Source organism: Flavobacterium sp. 9, from assembly GCF_002754195.1.
GTDB lineage: Bacteria > Bacteroidota > Bacteroidia > Flavobacteriales > Flavobacteriaceae > Flavobacterium.
The window spans coordinates 1932558-1950304 of record NZ_PEEU01000001.1 but is presented as its reverse complement, the minus strand read 5'-3'; the positions used below and the strand labels follow the sequence as shown (position 1 = coordinate 1950304).

At 30.5% G+C, this 17747-nt stretch carries 17 protein-coding genes; 11 read left to right on the top strand and 6 right to left on the bottom strand.

Annotation, left to right across the window (positions count from 1 at the left end; all coding sequences use genetic code 11):
• The first annotated feature begins 139 nt into the window (after positions 1-139).
• From dnaB to CLU81_RS07420, 11 genes are all read left to right on the top strand, one after another.
• Positions 140-1684, top strand: a complete 1545-nt coding sequence (gene dnaB / locus CLU81_RS07470; protein WP_099709247.1) for a replicative DNA helicase — start codon at positions 140-142, stop codon at positions 1682-1684.
• A gap of 137 nt (positions 1685-1821) precedes the next feature.
• Positions 1822-2208 carry a hypothetical protein gene (locus CLU81_RS07465; protein ID WP_099709246.1) on the top strand — a complete coding sequence of 129 codons (387 nt, stop codon included), beginning with the start codon at positions 1822-1824 and terminating at the stop codon, positions 2206-2208.
• Positions 2209-2844, top strand: coding sequence for a hypothetical protein (locus tag CLU81_RS07460; protein ID WP_099709245.1), 636 nt, complete (start codon positions 2209-2211; stop codon positions 2842-2844).
• 16 nt (positions 2845-2860) lie between these two features.
• Positions 2861-3622, top strand: a complete 762-nt coding sequence (locus tag CLU81_RS07455) for a hypothetical protein (protein WP_099709244.1) — start codon at positions 2861-2863, stop codon at positions 3620-3622.
• A 126-nt stretch (positions 3623-3748) separates the two neighbouring features.
• Positions 3749-4489, top strand: coding sequence for a hypothetical protein (locus CLU81_RS07450; RefSeq protein WP_099709243.1), 741 nt, complete (start codon positions 3749-3751; stop codon positions 4487-4489).
• A gap of 131 nt (positions 4490-4620) precedes the next feature.
• Positions 4621-5361: a hypothetical protein gene (locus CLU81_RS07445; protein WP_099709242.1), complete on the top strand. Its 741-nt coding sequence runs from the start codon at positions 4621-4623 to the stop codon at positions 5359-5361.
• A gap of 131 nt (positions 5362-5492) precedes the next feature.
• The gene (locus tag CLU81_RS07440) at positions 5493-6233 is read left to right on the top strand and encodes a hypothetical protein (RefSeq protein WP_099709241.1); all 741 of its coding nucleotides are present in this window, start codon (positions 5493-5495) and stop codon (positions 6231-6233) included.
• A 121-nt stretch (positions 6234-6354) separates the two neighbouring features.
• Entirely contained in the window at positions 6355-7116 is a 762-nt protein-coding gene (locus CLU81_RS07435; protein WP_099709240.1) for a hypothetical protein, read from the top strand.
• A 168-nt stretch (positions 7117-7284) separates the two neighbouring features.
• Positions 7285-8076: a sensor histidine kinase gene (locus CLU81_RS07430; RefSeq protein WP_099709239.1), complete on the top strand. Its 792-nt coding sequence runs from the start codon at positions 7285-7287 to the stop codon at positions 8074-8076.
• Positions 8077-8186: 110 nt separating this feature from the next.
• Positions 8187-8852 (top strand): response regulator transcription factor, encoded by a 666-nt coding sequence (locus CLU81_RS07425; protein ID WP_099709238.1) that lies wholly within the window; start codon positions 8187-8189, stop codon positions 8850-8852.
• A gap of 342 nt (positions 8853-9194) precedes the next feature.
• Positions 9195-10454, top strand: coding sequence for an asparagine synthetase B (locus tag CLU81_RS07420; protein WP_099709237.1), 1260 nt, complete (start codon positions 9195-9197; stop codon positions 10452-10454).
• On the opposite strand, the gene CLU81_RS07415 is transcribed toward CLU81_RS07420, so the two are convergent.
• From CLU81_RS07415 to CLU81_RS07390, 6 genes are all read right to left on the bottom strand, one after another.
• On the bottom strand, positions 10455-11258 hold the full coding sequence (locus tag CLU81_RS07415; protein ID WP_099709236.1) for an endonuclease/exonuclease/phosphatase family protein: 804 nt from the start codon (positions 11256-11258) through the stop codon (positions 10455-10457).
• Between the two features lie 112 nt (positions 11259-11370).
• Positions 11371-11538 carry a hypothetical protein gene (locus CLU81_RS26765; RefSeq protein WP_158235317.1) on the bottom strand — a complete coding sequence of 56 codons (168 nt, stop codon included), beginning with the start codon at positions 11536-11538 and terminating at the stop codon, positions 11371-11373.
• A gap of 145 nt (positions 11539-11683) precedes the next feature.
• Positions 11684-12352: a response regulator transcription factor gene (locus tag CLU81_RS07405; RefSeq protein WP_099709234.1), complete on the bottom strand. Its 669-nt coding sequence runs from the start codon at positions 12350-12352 to the stop codon at positions 11684-11686.
• A gap of 12 nt (positions 12353-12364) precedes the next feature.
• On the bottom strand, positions 12365-14140 hold the full coding sequence (locus CLU81_RS07400; RefSeq protein WP_099709233.1) for a tetratricopeptide repeat protein: 1776 nt from the start codon (positions 14138-14140) through the stop codon (positions 12365-12367).
• A 2-nt stretch (positions 14141-14142) separates the two neighbouring features.
• A complete protein-coding gene (locus tag CLU81_RS07395; protein WP_099709232.1) occupies positions 14143-15906 on the bottom strand; it encodes a tetratricopeptide repeat-containing sensor histidine kinase in 1764 nt (587 codons plus the stop codon).
• Between the two features lie 2 nt (positions 15907-15908).
• A complete protein-coding gene (locus CLU81_RS07390) occupies positions 15909-17633 on the bottom strand; it encodes a tetratricopeptide repeat-containing sensor histidine kinase (RefSeq protein ID WP_144444480.1) in 1725 nt (574 codons plus the stop codon).
• Positions 17634-17747: the final 114 nt, after the last annotated feature.

Below are 17747 nucleotides of genomic sequence, written 5' to 3'. Positions count from 1 at the left end.
TTCTTACAAGATTGATTAAAATCCGAAGCCTTACAGTTTCGGATTTTTTTTTGGTTATGAACAAAAAACACTTATTTATAAACAATTAATAGTTATAACTCGATAGCAATTTTTTTTTAAATTTTGTTACTTTCGCTATATGGAAAATTTCAAAAATGTAAACCCTGTAAAGGTAGATAAAACCACAATTATCAGCTTAGAAAAAGGAAAGTTACCGCCGCAAGTACTTGAATTAGAGGAGGCAGTTCTTGGTGCGATGATGATTGATAAAAAAGGGGTAGATGATGTAATTGATATTTTACAGGCCGATGCTTTTTATAAAGATTCACATAAATTTATTTTTGAAGCAATCGTTCAGCTTTTTACCGAAACACAGCCAATTGACTTGCTGACTGTTTCGACCCAATTGAAGAAAAATGGAAAACTGGAATTGGCCGGTGGAGATTTTTATTTAATTCAGCTTACTCAAAAAATCGCGTCTTCGGCGCATATCGAATTTCACTCTCGTATCATTCTTCAGAAATTCATTCAAAGAAGTTTGATTCGAATTTCGTCTGAAATTATCGAAGCATCTTATGATGAAACTGCAGATGTATTTGATTTGCTGGATCAGGCCGAATCAAAATTATACGAAGTAACACAAGGAAATATTAAACGTAGTTCTGAAACTGCTCAGAGTTTAGTACTTCAGGCAAAAAAGAAGATTGAAGAAATTGCCAAACAAGAAGGTTTAAGTGGTGTTGAAACTGGTTTTCATAATCTTGATAAACTGACTTCAGGATGGCAGCCCAGCGATTTAATTATTATCGCAGCGAGACCTGCGATGGGAAAAACAGCATTCGTACTTTCGATGGCGAGAAATATCGCTATTCAATATGGACACGGAGTAGCTTTGTTCTCTCTGGAGATGGCTTCGGTTCAGTTAATCACGAGGCTTATTTCGTCTGAAACAGGATTGTCGTCAGAGAAATTACGTACAGGTAAATTAGAACCTCACGAATGGGAAATGTTAAGTACCAAAGTAAAAAACTTAGAAAAAGCGCCTTTGTTTATTGATGATACGCCGTCACTTTCTATTTTCGATTTAAGAGCAAAATGTCGTCGTTTAGTTTCACAACATGGTATCAAAATTATAATCATCGATTATTTGCAATTAATGACTGCCGGAGGAAATAATAAAGGTGGAGGAAATCGTGAGCAGGAGATTTCGACAATTTCCCGAAACTTAAAGGCTTTGGCAAAAGAGCTAAACGTTCCGGTAATTGCACTTTCGCAATTATCGCGTGCTGTAGAGACTCGTGGATCAAGTAAACGTCCGTTGCTATCGGATCTTCGTGAATCTGGGGCGATTGAGCAGGATGCTGATATTGTATCGTTTTTATACCGACCTGAATACTACAAAATTGAAGAATGGGATGATGATGAAGCATCGCCAACTACCGGTCAGGCCGAAATTATGATCGCGAAACACCGTAATGGTGGTATTGAAAACATTCGATTGAAATTTATAGGACACCTTGGAAAGTTTGATAACCTTGATGATTTTTCAGGAAGTTATGATGACTTACCATCAAAAATGAATCATGATGATAATCCGTTTATAACTAAAAATTTACCATCAGCAAATGAAGCATTTGGAAGTAACCTGAATGATGACGATGATGATAGTGATGTTCCATTTTAACAAATTATTAAAAAGCCTTATTATAAGGCTTTTTTTATGTTTAAATGTTAAAATTCTTATTTAAATTCTGTAGTTTAGCAATTCGATTGCTTAAAATAGTCGTCTATTTAACTTGTAACCAAAAACAAATTTATATTATGGCAGATGAAAACAGATTAAAAGAAGGAGATACTCAAATTCCTTTAGTAACAGCACAAGAATGGGTAAAAAATTGGAAAGACCCAAAACAACATGAAAACAGAGTAAAAGTAGATTCTTACTTAATTCCAGTACAAAATTTAGCGCTTGTTTTAGCTCAGGGAATTGATGCTGCAAGAGCATATGTTGGAATTAATGCTAAAGGAGAACAAACTTTAATGATTGTAGGAACAAAGTATGATTCTAAAACAGGTATTTATGTAGATATGATTCCTACTGGAAGCGGTGAAAAAGAAGTACTTTCTACAATTCCTCCCGCAATTTACGATTTTACAGAACCAAGCCCTCCTGGTAAAGCTGATCCAGGTAGTCCGTTGAATATATAAATGCGGTCATTTTTTGTAAACGCGGGGTATGTTCTTTTATTGATTAATTTCTTATTATTTGGATTTGGCTTTTTTAAGAATGGAAAAGCTTATAAAATCTTTACTGTTTATTTATTTGTGATAATTGGTGTTCAGTTAAGCGCTTATGTTTTTAAAGAGCTTTACAGTAATAATCTCTTTGTATCGCATATTTATTTTATAGGACAGTTTATATTATTAAGCTTGTTTTATCTGGAATTAGTAAAGGACCAATTTCAAAAGAAAGCAATAAAGATAGGTTTTGTATTAGTTCTATTGACTCTGGCGATTCAATACGGATTAAAAACCGAACTTTTTTTTAAGTTCAACTTATACGAAATCTTTATCACTTCGTTTTTGCTGATTATATATGCAACGTTTCATTTCTACAACATGTTAGATGATAAAAAAGAATTTTATTTTATTAACATGGGAGTTTTATTGTACCTCTTTGCAAGTACGATTTTATTTTTAGTTGGAAATTTAACGGTAAAATTCAGTGACAATTTCAATATGATAACATGGATGCTTAATGCAATTTTATATGTTGTTTATCAGCTGTTTGTGTTGTATGAATGGAAAGTGATTTTTTTTAATAAAAAAGCGATTAATACTTAATTAATAATCATTATTGATGAAAAAAAGAAGTTTATTAGGTGCTGCTCTGGCAGTGCTTTTAATGTTCTCTTGTCAAAAAGAGAATTCGCAGGAAAATAGCTCTTTGGTTTCAAAAACCGAACAAGAGAATTGGCAAACCGCAAAACTGGATGCTAAATTCGCAGATTCCCAAAAACAAGTTACAGCATACTTATTTCCAACTGACGCAATGGCTAAATTGGTCGAAACACCAAATGTAGAGTACGTACAGTTTGTTTTAGGTTATAGTGACAATACTTTACAAATCAAAGTTATTGGAGTTGATAAAACCGGAAAAGAATTTGCCAGTGTTGATTCTAAAATCCTTAACGAAACTTCTGATATCGATAAATTGGCTGCATTAAAAGCATCAAACAGCAAAACAAGCAAAGGAAGTGCTCTTTTAAATGATCACTTAATTTTGCCTAACGTTGCTCTGGATGGTATCAATGCTTGGCAGAAAAAATTAAATACTTTATCAGATTTAGACGAAGTTCTTTCTTATGAAGGACAACGTTTTAGATATTATACTTTAGAAGCTGCAATCGTTGCCGATATGGTAAAAGACAAAAACACTGCAAACATTGGTTTGTTTTTAGGACTTAACCCAATAGGAAAAGTAACTACTATTTTGATTGGATTAGATAAAAATAATTCGATTAAAAAAACTTCTATTAGTGGTAAAACAGCAAGCGCCGATGTATATGATGCGTCACGTCCTTGTCCTCCTTATGGGGATCCTGAACCTGCTAATCAATAATTAGAATATTTTAAGATTAACACAATTAATAAATCTCTATTGGAATGAATATTTTAATAGAGATTTTTTTTGAATATTTCAGTGCAAGCTGAAATGTCTATTATGTTTAACTAATAATTACTAATAATGAAAAGAACCAGTTTATTTGGTGCTGCCTTGATAGCACTTTTAATGTTCTCTTGTCAGAAAGAGAACTCGCAAGAAAATAGTTCCGTAGTTTCAAAAGTGGAACAAGAGAATTGGCAAACTGCAAAGTTGGATGCTAAATTCGCAGCTTCTCAAAAACAAGTTACAGCTTATTTATTTCCAACTGATGCAATGGCTAAATTGGTAGAAACACCAAATGTAGAATTTGTTCAGTTTGTTTTGGGTTACAGCGATAATACTTTACAAATCAAAGTTATTGGAGTTGATAAAGCAGGAAAAGAATTTGCAAGCGTTGATTCTGAAATCCTTAGCGAAACTTCTGATATAGATAAATTATCGTCATTAAAAGCATCTACGAGCAAAACCATAAAAGAGACAACGCTTTTAAATGAACATTTAATTTCGCCTGATGTTGCATTGGATGCAATCAATGCATGGCAGAAAAAATTAAATACAGTTTCTGATTTAGACGAAGTACTTTCGTATGAAGGTGCTCGTTTTAAGCATTATACTTTAGAAGCTGCTATCGTTGCTGACATGCTTAAAAACAAAAAAAACGTAAATATTGGTTTGTTTTTAGGACTTAATCCTGTTGGAAAAGTAACTACTTTTTTGATCGGTTTAGATAAAAACAATTCAGTAAAGAAAACATCATTAACAAGTAAAGAAGACTCTGAAGATGATGTATATGACGGATCACGTCCTTCACCGCCATTTTGATTAATTAGAATATTCTCAGATTAACCACAATTAATAAATTGCTATTGGAAGGAACGTTTTGATAGAGATTTATTTTGAATATTTCAGTATAAACTGAATGATCTATTATGTTTAACTAATAATTACTAATAATGAAAAGAACCAGTTTATTTGGTGCTGCCTTGATAGCACTTTTAATGTTCTCTTGTCAAAAAGAGAATTCGCAAGAAAATAGTTCCGTAGTTTCAAAAGTGGAACAAGAGAATTGGCAAACTGCAAAGTTGGATGCTAAATTCGCAGCTTCTCAAAAACAAGTTACAGCTTATTTATTTCTAACTGATGCAATGTCTAAATTGGTAGAGACACCAAATGTAGAATTTGTTCAGTTTGTTTTGGGTTACAGCGATAATACTTTACAAATCAAAGTTATTGGAGTTGATAAAGGAGGGAAAGAACTTGCAAGCGTTGATTCTGAAATTCTTAAAGATGCTTCTGATACCGATAAATTGTCTGCCTTAAAAATATCAAGCGGTAAAACAAACAAAGGAACAACACTTTTAAATGAACATTTAATTTCAGCTGATGTTGCTTTGGATGGGATTAATACATGGCAGAAAAAATTGTCTGCCGTTTCTGATTTAGACGAAATACTTTCTTATGAAGGCGCTCGTTTTAAACATTACAGCATCGAAAGTGCTATTATTGTTGATATGTTGAAAAACAAAAACACAGTAAATATAGGTGTGTTTTTAGGGCTTAATCCTATTGGAAAAGTGACTACTTTTTTGATAGGACTTGATAAAAGCAATTCAATAAAGAAAACATCCTTAACAAGTAAAGAGGCTGATGCTGGTGATGTATATGATGGAACACGTCCTTCACCGCCATTTTGATTAATTAGAATATTCTCAGATTAACCACAATTAATAAATGGCTATTGGAAGGAACGTTTTGATAGAAATTTATTTTGATTATTTCAGTATAAACTGAATGATCTATTATGTTTAACCAATAATTACTAATAATGAAAAGAACCAGTTTATTTGGTGCTGCGTTGATAGCACTTTTAATGTTCTCTTGTCAGAAAGAGAATTCGCAAGAAAATAGTTCCGTAGTTTCAAAAGTGGAACAAGAGAATTGGCAAACCGCAAAGTTGGATGCTAAATTCGCAACTTCTCAAAAACAAGTTACAGCTTATTTATTTCCAACTGATGCAATGGCTAAATTGGTAGAGACACCAAATGTAGAATTTGTTCAGTTTGTTTTGGGTTACAGCGATAATACTTTACAAATCAAAGTTATTGGAGTTGATAAAGGAGGGAAAGAACTTGCAAGCGTTGATTCTGAAATCCTTAGCGAAACTTCTGATATAGATAAATTATCTTCATTAAAAACATCTACTAGCAAAACAATAAAAGAGACAACGTTTTTAAATGATCATTTAGTTTCGCCTGACGATGCGTTAGATGGTATTAATGCATGGCAGAAAAAATTAAATACAGTTTCTGATTTAGACGAAGTGCTTTCGTATGAAGGTGCTCGTTTTAAGCATTACACTTTAGAAGCTGCTATCGTTGCGGATATGCTTAAAAACAAAAAAAACGTAAATATTGGTTTGTTTTTAGGACTTAATCCTGTTGGAAAAGTAACTACTTTTTTGATCGGTTTAGATAAAAACAATTCGATTAAAAACGCTTCTATTACAGGTAAAGAAGCTGATGCTGGTGATGTATTTGACGGAGCACGTCCTTCACCACCATATTAATAATTTCAGATTAACCACAATTAATAAATCTCTATTGGAATGAATGTTTTAATAGAGATTTTATTTTGAATATTTCAGTCTAAGCTGAATTGCTTATTTGTTTAATTAATAATTACTAACAATGAAAAGAACCAGTTTGTTTGGTGCTGCCTTGATAGCACTATTGATGTTCTCTTGTCAAAAAGAGAATTCACAAGAAAACAATTCCGCTGTTTCGAAAGCGGAACAGGAGAATTGGCAAACAGCAAAGCTGGATGCTAAATTCGCAGATTCTCAAAAACAAGTTACAGCCTATTTATTTCCAACTGATGCAATGTCTAAATTGGTGGAAACACCAAATGTGGAATATGTTCAGTTTGTTTTAGGCTATAGTGATAATACGTTACAAATTAAAGTTATTGGAGTTGATAAAACCGGAAAAGAATTTGCCAGTGTTGATTCTAAAATTCTTAAAGACGCTTCTGGTACAGATAAATTTTCTGTATTAAGAACATCAACTAATAAAACAAGTAAAGGAACAGCGCTTCTAAATGATCATTTAATTTCGCCTGATATTGCTTTGGATGGTATTAATGCATGGCAGAAAAAATTGAATACTGTTTCAGATTTAGACGAAGTACTTTCGTATGAAGGATCCCGTTTTAAATATTATAGTTTAGAAGTTGCTATCATTGTTGATATGTTAAAAAACAAAAATACGGCCAATATTGGGTTGTTTTTAGTGCTTAATCCTATTGGAAAAGTGACTACCATTTTGATAGGATTGGATAAAAACAATGCGATTAAAAATGGAATATCTTCAACAGGTAAAACTGCAGACAGCCAAGATGTTTATGATGCAACGCGTCCTTGTCCACCTAATGGTGATCCAACTGCTCCATAAAACGGAAAGTGTGTTTTAGATAAAAATAAATAAAATCTCTATTAAAATTTATGTTTTGGTAGAGATTTGTTTTTGTCCCAGAATCTTTTAAAGTAAGAATTAGATTAAATATAATATATTTGATTTTGTATTTGATGAACAATATTAAAAATAAAGCTTCCCTTTTATATGAGTCCAAAAGTAATTCCAGAATCCGAAATCGTAGCAACTGTTATATTTAGTTGTGTTTCCTTTTTATTGATGGGACTTGTTTTGGTGTTGTTTTTCTATTTCTCCAGAAAGAAAATTGTTCAGAAAGAAATTGAAAATAAGAACTTAGAAATCCAATATCAAAAAGATCAATTGTATGCGATTATTGTGACTCAGGAAGAAGAGCGTAAAAGAATCGCTCAGGATTTGCATGATGATATTAGTTCTAAACTTAATATTGTTTCGCTAAACAGTCATTTACTTACTGCGCCAAATCTTACCGAAGCTGAAACAATGGAAATTACCGGAAATATAATTGCATTGACAACCAAAGCACTTGAAAATTCGAGAAAAATAGCCCATAATTTATTACCGCCCGTTTTTGAAAAATTCGGATTGAATGCGGGTGTTGAAGAATTATGCGAAGAATTTGAAAGTAGTAAAGCAATAAAAACATATTATAAAAATGAAATTGATTTTGACGAAAAAGACATTGATCGTCATTTGCACATTTTTAGAGTTTTGCAAGAACTAATGAATAATTCACTTCGTCATGGAAAAGCAACCGAAATTTGGGTTGCCTTCAAAAATATAAACGGAATTAATACCTGTAATTACGAAGATAATGGAGTTGGTTTTGATAGCAAAAGTATTGAAAATCAAAAAGGTTTAGGTATGAAGAATATTGATAGCCGTATTTCGTTTTTAAACGGAACAATCAAAATAGATTCTGAAGTAGGTAAAGGAATAGCTGTAATTTTTACTTTTTAACTTAAAATCGAATAATAAATAGGTTTTTCACATAATATAATGAGGGTTTACGTATTTGTTTGGTTCATATTTTGTAATTTCGGCAGACCAAACGACCAAAAATAAAAAAAATGAGTGCCGCTATTAAAATTGCTTTAGTCGATGACGAAGTTTTGTTCCGTAAAGGGATTTCTTTTTTGTTGCAAAGAGAAGATAATATCGAGATCGTTTTTGAAGCCTCAAATGGCGAAGATCTTATTTCTCAATTACAAGAGATCGAAACAAAACCGGATATAATCGTAATGGATTTAAAAATGCCGGTATTAAATGGTGTTGAAGCAACAAAAATAATTAGAAAATTATTTCCCGAAATTAAAATAGTCGCTTTAACCAGTTACGATACAAAGTCATTTATTGCCAATATGATTCAGGTTGGAGCCGTTGCATATTTGATAAAAAATACAACACCCAAAGATTTAATCAGAACTATTAATGAAGTCCATAGAAAAGGATTTCATTATAATGAAAATGTTTTAAGAACAATACAAGAGACAATAGTTTCGTCTAAAAATACAAAAGGTAATTTAGAAACTAGTTTTCTTTCGCCACGCGAGATAGAAATTCTACAACTTATTTGTCAGCAAAAAACAACTTCAGAAATTGCTGAACATCTTTATTTAAGCCCGAGAACGGTTGAAGGGCATCGCAATAATTTATTACTTAAAACAGAATCTAGAAACATAGCTGGTTTAGTAGTGTATGCAATTCAAAACGAAATTGCAGATCTCACACTTTAATTTAGCTGGCTAGAAATTGTATTGATAAAACATAATATAAAATAATTGTCAGTACTAGTAAACATAAGCCAATTTTCTGCATTGCATTTAATCCCTTTGGTTGGTTATTACTATCATTAAACTTCATGGTTTTGGTTTTTTTTCATTGATTAGTTTGATGATTCGGGATAGCAAATTTAGCTAGAAATAGTTTTACTGGTTCAGGTGTTTTTACCTGTTTTTGCAACTTAATCAGGCCATTATTTATTTGATTTCGTATTTAACGTTTGAACTTGCTATAAAACTAGAGTTCTGTTGTGTTTTTTGGCGCTTCCTTTATATCTTTACTAAAATAATTTTCTAATGAATAAGAGTTTAGTTTATATTTTCATATTTCTATTTTCATTTACGGCAAAAGCTTCGTTTATTTTATTACCAATGGACGAGACAACTCAGCAAAATCATTTAAAAGCATACGGAATTACTTATTGGTGTTTAAGTAAAGATTATAAAGCAAGTTGGTTGCTTAATTATAGAGGAGGATCATTTTTATTGCCTGATGTTGCCGAAATTAGAAAAGAATGTCAGATTCGTGGTGTTAGTTTTGAGATTCTTTCAGATAGTGAAGAAGCTTCAATTCTGGAAGAAATATCAAGTCCATCGCAAAATATGGAATCTGTTATTCTGGAAAAAGCTCCTAAAATTGCAGTTTATACACCTAAAGGAAAACAACCTTGGGATGATGCTGTAACATTAGTTTTGACTTATGCCGAAATTCCTTTTACACCAATCTATGACGAAGAAGTTTTAAGCGATCAGTTATTGCTTTATGATTGGTTGCACTTACACCATGAAGATTTTACAGGACAATACGGAAAATTTTATGCAGCTTACAAAAATACACCTTGGTATATTGATCAAAAAAAGGATGCAGAAGCTCTGGCAACAAAACTAGGTTATGCTAAAGTTTCACAAGAAAAAGGTGCCGTTGCAAAAAAAATTAGAGACTTTGTAATAGGTGGTGGTTTTATGTTTGCCATGTGTTCAGCAACAGATAGTTTTGATATTGTTTTAGCTGCTGATGGAGTTGATATTTGTGAAGCTATGTTTGATGGTGATGCAAGTGATTCAAATTATCAATCAAAGTTGAATTATTCAAATTCGTTTGCTTTCAAAGATTTTGTTTTAGAAAGAAGACCCGAAGTTTATGAATTCTCAGATATTGATATGACAACAAAACGAAGAATTCCTGTTGAAAAAGATTACTTTACATTAATGGAATTTTCGGCAAAATGGGATCCAATTCCAAGTATGTTGTGCCAGAATCATACACAATTGGTTAAAGGTTTTATGGGACAAACAACTTCATTCGATTCTTCATTAATAAAATCTAATGTTTTGGTTATGGGAACTTGCGAACTAAATGGCGAGTCGCGATATATTCATGGTGAAAAAGGAAAAGGAATGTTTACCTTTTTTGGAGGTCATGATCCCGAAGATTTTCAACATCAGGTTGGAGATCCGCCAACAGTTTTAGATTTACATCCAAATTCTCCGGGTTACAGATTAATTCTTAACAATGTTTTGTTTCCGGCTGCAAGAAAGAAAAAGCTGAAAACATAATTAATTTAAAGAAAATTCAAGCCATATAGGAATATGATCTGATATTTTTCGGGCTTCTTTTAAGGAAATGAATTTTTTATGAAATGAAATTATGCCTGAATTAATATATTTTGTCGACAAAGACTTATAGAATATATTGTCAAATTCAGAAGCTAAACAATTATCAGCAGAACATTTTTGTTTTAAAGTGGTTTTTTGATTCTGTAAAGAAGAATTATATCCCATTTTTTTTAAAGGATTAAAAACAGTATGTGATTGGGGACAATTAAAATCTCCAAGAAAAACTAAATTTAAATCCGGATATTCTGCAGGTAAAAACTTAAAATATTTAATTTCTGTTTCGGGTTGTTTACTTTTTGTAATAGCATGAAAACTGACTAATGTTATGGTTCTCTTGTCAATTTCAAAAGTCGCAAAATAAGGTTCACGATCAATTTCTTCGTGATATTTTTTTTCTAGCCAGGTATTTCCTTTTAGTTTTATTTTAGAAGTTTTCCAGATAAAAGCATAACGCTCTCTTTTGTAACTACTGCTGCTAGTTGGGTCGCTAATGCGATAATGCCATTTAGCGCCTTTTTCATTTAGAATTTCTGCGAGTTTTGCAACTGCCTGAGCGCCGCCATAACCGGCAACAACTTCCTGAATTGCAACAATATCATAGTTATTTATGGTATTGGCTATAAAATTTAATTCAGATTCAGATTTTGATTTACCAAAGTTTTCTAAATTCCAGGAAAGAATTTTAGTTTGTGAAAAAGAGAAGAAATAAGAAAATAAAAGAATAAAGCTAAGGATATTTTTCATGCAAAATTTTAAAGAATCAAATATAAGCATTTCAAAATTTGACAATAGTTTCTTTTATTCTAATTGTTTTGATTTTTTTAGCATTAACAAAAATTAAACTAGATAGCGGGTTTTACTCTTTTTTATATCTGTTCTTTAAGGCTGTTGTAATAATTATAATTTGTAAAACAAGAAGGGCCGGAATAAATATCATTTTCCAATCTACTTCGATCCATCCTGTTTTTTCTGAAATGAAAGCAAAACTCATTGATAGTAAAAGACAAAGAATCATAGTTTTCATAATAATTTTATTTTTAGTGGTATTAATTCTAGATACCAAATTAATTCTATATCGTGGTTTCATTTGGTTAGTTATATAGATTATATACAAATCTATAGCTATAAAAAAGCATTTCCTTACGGGAATCCGTAAAAGACAGGAAAATTTAAACTAAACCAAAGTCTTTAGCAATCGCAATTAAATGAACATTGTTATTGGCTTTGAAATATATTTTTAGTTTATTGATTCTTTTTTCAATACTACTTGTTCCATTTGGAGTAATACATGAAGCTTTAAATTCATTTGAAATATGCTCTAAAATATATCCTTGTGCTAAAAGTTGTAAGATTGAGATGTCATATGATTCAATTTCGATAAGAGCTTTGTCGTTAAAACTAAAAGATAAATCAGAAGAAAGTATTTTTTCTTCATTTCTAAAAGTTCCTTCAATTGCATTTCTTAGTTCTTCAATACTATTTCTTCCTTTCGAAACATAAGCATTAATCCCCAAATCATTAAAAAGTGATTTTATTCGATAAGATTTATCTTCAATAGAGAAAATTATTTTTTTTAATTGAGGCTGAACACTGTTTACAGCTTTTATTAAATCTTCGCCATTAGTAAGAGTCGTCTTTCTGTGATCTGTTTTAAAAGACAAATCGCTTATAAGTAAATCGTATGGTTCATTGTCTAATAATGCTTTTTTTACTTTTAATAAGCCATCGTCACAATACTTCACATGATGAATTGTTGGGATTTTAAGGTCTTCAAGTACTTGTATAACAGCTATACTTATACTATCTAAATCTTCGGCAACTAAAACTTTTTTGAACATATAATATTTTGTTTAAATGGGTAAAGTGAAACTTAACTTAAAGCCTTTTTCATAATCAGGGTCAAAAATAATAGTTCCATTTATAGTTTTAATACGGTTTTCCACATTTTGTAAGCCATTTTTTAAAATTAGATCATTTTTATTGACTCCAACGCCGTTATCATTGTAAGTAACGACTATATTTTTTTCTATTATTTTAAAGGTAATACTTATTAATGTTGCCTGACCATGCTTTTTCATATTTAGAAACAGTTCTTGTAAAACCCGATAAAGGACTATTTTTTTGTTTTTCTCGATTTTACTCCACAAAACCGAATCAAAACCATTTAGTAAAATATTAATTTTAGGTGTTTTATAGCCGGCGATCATTTCTTTTAATGCTGCGGGATAATTTTCATTTGTTGTTATTTTACTGTTTTCTTTAGATATGTTTCTTGCTCTTAAGTATATATTCTCTAAATTGGTTAAGAGATGTTCTTTGTTTTCGCTTAATTTCAGATCTCTATTTTCTGCAAAAGCCATAGTTTGATAAACATCATTAGCAAGTTCATCATGTAATTTTTTTGATATTCGTAGTTCACTTTTAAAGACTGCATCGTCTTTTTCTTTTTTTACTTTTCCTTTTAGATGGAAATAAAGAAACGCCACAAGTCCAAGAATAAATACAATTATAATGTAAGCAATAATAATTCGTTTTTTTTGTCTTTCTAATTGAAGTTTATTTTCAACCTTCTGAGCCTTAAGTTTTAAATTTTCGTCTTTGTCTTTTTTAGAAGTATACTTGATATTTGTAAACTGATTTTTTGCAGTTTGTTTTGCAATACTAACGCTATCAACAAGTCTTAAATAAGATAGTGAATGTCGTTTTAACTCAGTCCCTTCGCTTCGTTTGATCAGTAATCCTAGTGCTTCAATTTTATCTGTAGGATTGTTTAATTTTGATGCATGATCATAAGCTTTTCTGGCATATTCTCTGGATAAATTTGGATTAGTTTTTTCAAAATACATCGAAAGATATTTATACGTTGTCACCAATCCTTCCTGAGTCTCCGGTTTTAATCTGATCTTTAATGCTTCGTAAAAACAGTATAATGCTTTTTTTGAATTCCCTAGTTTATAATGACAAAAACCTAAATTATTGATTACAAAAGAATAATTGTTATGATTAATAGCATCGTACTTTGAAATATTTTTTTGTGAAGCTAGTATATTAAATATATCCATTGCCTCTTTATATTTCTTTTGATTCATATAAACAGCAGCTAAATTATTTAAAGCGATGTATTTTCTCCATGCGCTAGTTTTCAGGTCTATAGCTTTTTTGAAATATATAATAGCATTGGCGTTGTCATAATTATCTGTGTAGTTAATACCTAATAAATTATATACTATCCATGAATATCTGGGATTTTTGATATGTTTTAAATAAGGTAATGCTTCTGTAGCATTGGCTTCGCTGGCATTATAATTCCCTTGTTGTAATTGAAGTTCAGCGATACAAGATAAAGCATATACATAATCGACAGCATTTTTATTGGGATCGCAAAGCTTTTTAGCCTTAGTGAAAACGTAAATTGCGCTGTCTTTTTTATTGGTATCAAAATATACATCTGCAATATCTGATAGTCTTTTTATTTCGGCACTATTATCTTTTTTTATTGGGTTTACTGGTTTCTCATTTTTATAGGATTGAAATAATAGCAAAGACCCTCCTAATAATAGAAATTGTATTATTAAGAGATATTTTAAGATTGTTTTATTGGGAATTAAGCGCAATTGTTTTTTCATGATTAGATAGGGAATTTAATAAAAACTTTAAATCCCTTCTCTGGAGCAGAATCAATATCGACTATTCCTTTAATTGCTAAGATTCTATTTTCAACATTATGAAGTCCATTTTTAAATGTTATTGTATTAAGATCAATACCTTTTCCGTTATCGATATAAGTTATTGAAACATTATTATTGGTCTTTTTAAAAGTAATACCAATCAAAGTGGCATTGCTGTATTTTTTCATGTTTACAAGTAATTCTTGTAATACCCTATAAATAGTTACCTTTTTGGTGTCTTCAACTTCATTCCATGAAATACTTTCCAGACCATTCAAAAGTATATTAATATTAGAAGTATTAAAACTTGAAATCATTTCTTTTAAGGCAATATTATAATTCCCGTTGGTTACAATTGTGCTGTTTTCTTTTGAAATATCTCTCGTTCGAGAGTATATTATATTCAGGTTTTTTAATAGTTTGTCTTTATTTTCTCTAAGTTCGAGATCTTTTTCATTAGCAAAAGACAGTGTTTCATAAACATCATTTGCAAGTTCATCATGAAGTTTTTTAGATATTTGCATTTCGCTGTTATAAACAGCTTCATTTTTTTCTTTTCTCGCTTTGTAGGTCAAATAAAAATAAAGAAATGTAAGTAGTGCAAGTATAAATAATATTATAACATATAGAATTATGTTCCTTTTCTTTTCTTTCTCTATTTCTAATTCATTTTCTGCTTTTTGAACTTTAAGTTGTAGGTTTTCAGTTTTATCTTTTTTGGAAGTATACCTCATGTTAGAAAACTGATTCTTTGCTTTTTGCCTTGCTACATTAGTACTGTCTGAGATTTTGATATAATTTAATGTGTATTTTTTTAAGTCACTTCCTTCACTATTTTTGACTAGTAAGGTTAACGAGGAAGTCATTCCATGTATATCGTTTATTTTTGATGCTTCTTCATATGCTTTTTCTGCGTATGTTTTCGCTAATTTAGTGTTGGTTTTTGCGAAAAAATCAGAAAGATGTTGGTAACTAGGGATTAACATGTTTTGAGGTGGAAGTTTTAATCTAATTTCTAAAGCGGAGTGAAGATAAGTATACGCTTTTTTAGAATCTCCCAACTTATAGTAGCAATAACCTAGATTATCTATTACATAAGAATAGTTGTTATTGCTTATGGTTTCATCTTTTGAGGTTTTTTTTTGGGTTGCTAGTATGTCAAGAATTTTCTTGGCTTCTTCATATTTAGCCTGATTCATATAAGTTACAGCTATATTATTTAAAGCCATATACTTTCTTGATATTTTTGTTTTTAAAGCTAGACTTTTCTTATAGTATAAAATTGCGTTGTTATAATCATATGTACAACTGTAATTGATCCCTAACAAATTATATACATTCGATGCGTATCTGGGATTTTTAATATTTTTTAAATAGGGTAGGGTTTCAGTTGCATTTGCTTCACTGGTAATAAAATCACCTTGGTAATTTTTAATATCGGCCATACAAGTAAGTGCATAAACGTAATCTATAGTATTTGTTTTAGGATTACAAAGTGTTTTGACTTTGTTGAAATAAACATAAGATCTTTCTAATTGGTTTGAGTCAAATAAAACATCTGCGATATCTGTAAGTCTTTTTATTTCTGTTGCATTATCTTTTGTAGGATTTTCATTTTTATAAGATTGAAATAATACTATAGAACCTCCTAATAATAGAAATTGTATCAGTATAAGATGCCTTAAGATTGTTTTGTTCGGAATGAAATGTAATTGTCTTTTCATTACTAAACAGGAAATTTAATAAAAACTTTAAATCCCTTTTCCGGAGCAGAATCAATATCAATTATTCCTTTAATTGCCAGAATCCTGTTTTCAACGTTATGCAGTCCGTTTTTAAATATTATTGTATTAAGGTCAATACCCTTTCCGTTATCGGTATAAGTTATTACAACATTATTGTAGGTCATTTTAAAAGTAATGCCCACCAAAGTAGCATTGCTGTATTTTTTCATATTTACAAGTAATTCTTGTAATACTCGATATATTGTTACCTTTTTATTCTTTTCAATTTCATTCCATGGAATACTTTCCAGACCATTCACTAGTAAATTAATATGAGGAGTGTTGAAGCCAGAAATCATTTCTTTTAGATGGAGTATATATTTTTCCGAAGTTACAATTGGGCTGCTTTCTTTAGAAATATCTCTCGTTCTTAAATATATTATATCCAGATTGTTCAATAATTGTTCTTTGTTTTCTGCTAGCGAAAGGTTTTTACTTTCTGCAAAAGCCATCGTATGGTAAATATCGTTAGCGAGTTCATCATGTAATTTTTTTGCAATGCGTGTTTCACTCTTGTACGTAGCTTCAATTTTTTCACGATTTCCTCTAGAAGTTAAATAGAAATAGAGTACTAAAATTAGACTTAGACTTAAAACAATAATTATATACGAGATAATATTTTTGTTTTTTTGTCTTTCTAACTGTAATTCATTTTCTACTTTATGTGTCTTGAGTTTTAAGTTTTCGTTTTTTTCTTTTTTGGAATCGTATTTAATTTTAGCAAATTGGTTTTTTGCTTTTTGCCTTATTTCAAAGACGCTATCGACAAGATTAACATAGATTGTTGAGTACTTCTTTAGTTCTTTATTAGTACTATTTGTGATTATTAACTTTAAAGAAGATAATTTTTCGTCAGTATTATTTATAGAACTAAATTTTTCATAACTAAGAAGCATATATTTCTTTGCCAGCGAGGGATTGCTTTTTTCGTAGAATTTTGCAAAATGCATATAACTTTTTCCTAAGTCAAAAGGATTGTTAGTCTTTTTTCTGAGGTGTAGACTTTTGTTGAGAAAGTCAAGAGCTTTGACTGAATCATTAGTTTTGAAGTAACAAAAACCAATATTATCTAAGGCTCTTCCCTGAAATATAGTATCATTAATTAATTCCTTCTTTGATATTAAAGACAGGAAAATTGAAAGAGCTTCTTTGTATTTTCCTTCTTCCATCAATATAACAGCTATATTGTTTTTGGCAATGAGTTTACGCCATTCTTCTGTTTTTAGTTCTAAAGCTTTTTGATTGTATAATATTGCTTTGTTATAGTCATAAGTATTCAAGTAGTTGATGCTTTGAATAACATAAGAATTCCATATCTGAGGAGTTTTTTTTGCATATTTTAAAAACGGAAAGACTTCTGTGAGAGTAGTTTCGCTTCCTGCATAATCTGCATGCATTTGCTGAATTTCAGCCATGCGATTTAATGTAGTTACATAATAGTCAGCATTGGTTATTGGATTACAAATGAATTTTGCCTTATTATAGTAGTAAAAAGCACTATCTAATTTATTGTTATTAAAGAATGTATCGGCAGTAGTAATTGCTTTTTGAACTTCGACTGTTGTGTTTTTTTGTTGAGGAATTTTAGAATCCTTTTCTTGGCAAGATAAAAAAAATAGAAAAGTGAAGATTATATATAGAGGTGAGCGCAATCTTTTTGGTATCATGCGTCAAAAATAACTATTTTTAGCTTTTAAAAAAGAGTATAAATACGGTATTTTGTGTGTTTGCTTAATTCTTTGGTATCTTGCTCTTGTCTAGTAGTATATACAAGAAAAACC

Bases quoted from the DNA above. Each gene is read 5' to 3' on its own strand.
- dnaB (WP_099709247.1), top strand. From the start codon at position 140: ATGGAAAATTTCAAAAATGTAAACCCTGTAAAGGTAGATAAAACCACA.
- CLU81_RS07465 (WP_099709246.1), top strand. From the start codon at position 1,822: ATGGCAGATGAAAACAGATTAAAAGAAGGAGATACTCAAATTCCTTTA.
- CLU81_RS07460 (WP_099709245.1), top strand. From the start codon at position 2,209: ATGCGGTCATTTTTTGTAAACGCGGGGTATGTTCTTTTATTGATTAAT.
- CLU81_RS07455 (WP_099709244.1), top strand. From the start codon at position 2,861: ATGAAAAAAAGAAGTTTATTAGGTGCTGCTCTGGCAGTGCTTTTAATG.
- CLU81_RS07450 (WP_099709243.1), top strand. From the start codon at position 3,749: ATGAAAAGAACCAGTTTATTTGGTGCTGCCTTGATAGCACTTTTAATG.
- CLU81_RS07445 (WP_099709242.1), top strand. From the start codon at position 4,621: ATGAAAAGAACCAGTTTATTTGGTGCTGCCTTGATAGCACTTTTAATG.
- CLU81_RS07440 (WP_099709241.1), top strand. From the start codon at position 5,493: ATGAAAAGAACCAGTTTATTTGGTGCTGCGTTGATAGCACTTTTAATG.
- CLU81_RS07435 (WP_099709240.1), top strand. From the start codon at position 6,355: ATGAAAAGAACCAGTTTGTTTGGTGCTGCCTTGATAGCACTATTGATG.
- CLU81_RS07430 (WP_099709239.1), top strand. From the start codon at position 7,285: ATGAGTCCAAAAGTAATTCCAGAATCCGAAATCGTAGCAACTGTTATA.
- CLU81_RS07425 (WP_099709238.1), top strand. From the start codon at position 8,187: ATGAGTGCCGCTATTAAAATTGCTTTAGTCGATGACGAAGTTTTGTTC.
- CLU81_RS07420 (WP_099709237.1), top strand. From the start codon at position 9,195: ATGAATAAGAGTTTAGTTTATATTTTCATATTTCTATTTTCATTTACG.
- CLU81_RS07415 (WP_099709236.1), bottom strand. From the start codon at position 11,258: ATGAAAAATATCCTTAGCTTTATTCTTTTATTTTCTTATTTCTTCTCT.
- CLU81_RS26765 (WP_158235317.1), bottom strand. From the start codon at position 11,538: ATGAAAACTATGATTCTTTGTCTTTTACTATCAATGAGTTTTGCTTTC.
- CLU81_RS07405 (WP_099709234.1), bottom strand. From the start codon at position 12,352: ATGTTCAAAAAAGTTTTAGTTGCCGAAGATTTAGATAGTATAAGTATA.
- CLU81_RS07400 (WP_099709233.1), bottom strand. From the start codon at position 14,140: ATGAAAAAACAATTGCGCTTAATTCCCAATAAAACAATCTTAAAATAT.
- CLU81_RS07395 (WP_099709232.1), bottom strand. From the start codon at position 15,906: ATGAAAAGACAATTACATTTCATTCCGAACAAAACAATCTTAAGGCAT.
- CLU81_RS07390 (WP_144444480.1), bottom strand. From the start codon at position 17,633: ATGATACCAAAAAGATTGCGCTCACCTCTATATATAATCTTCACTTTT.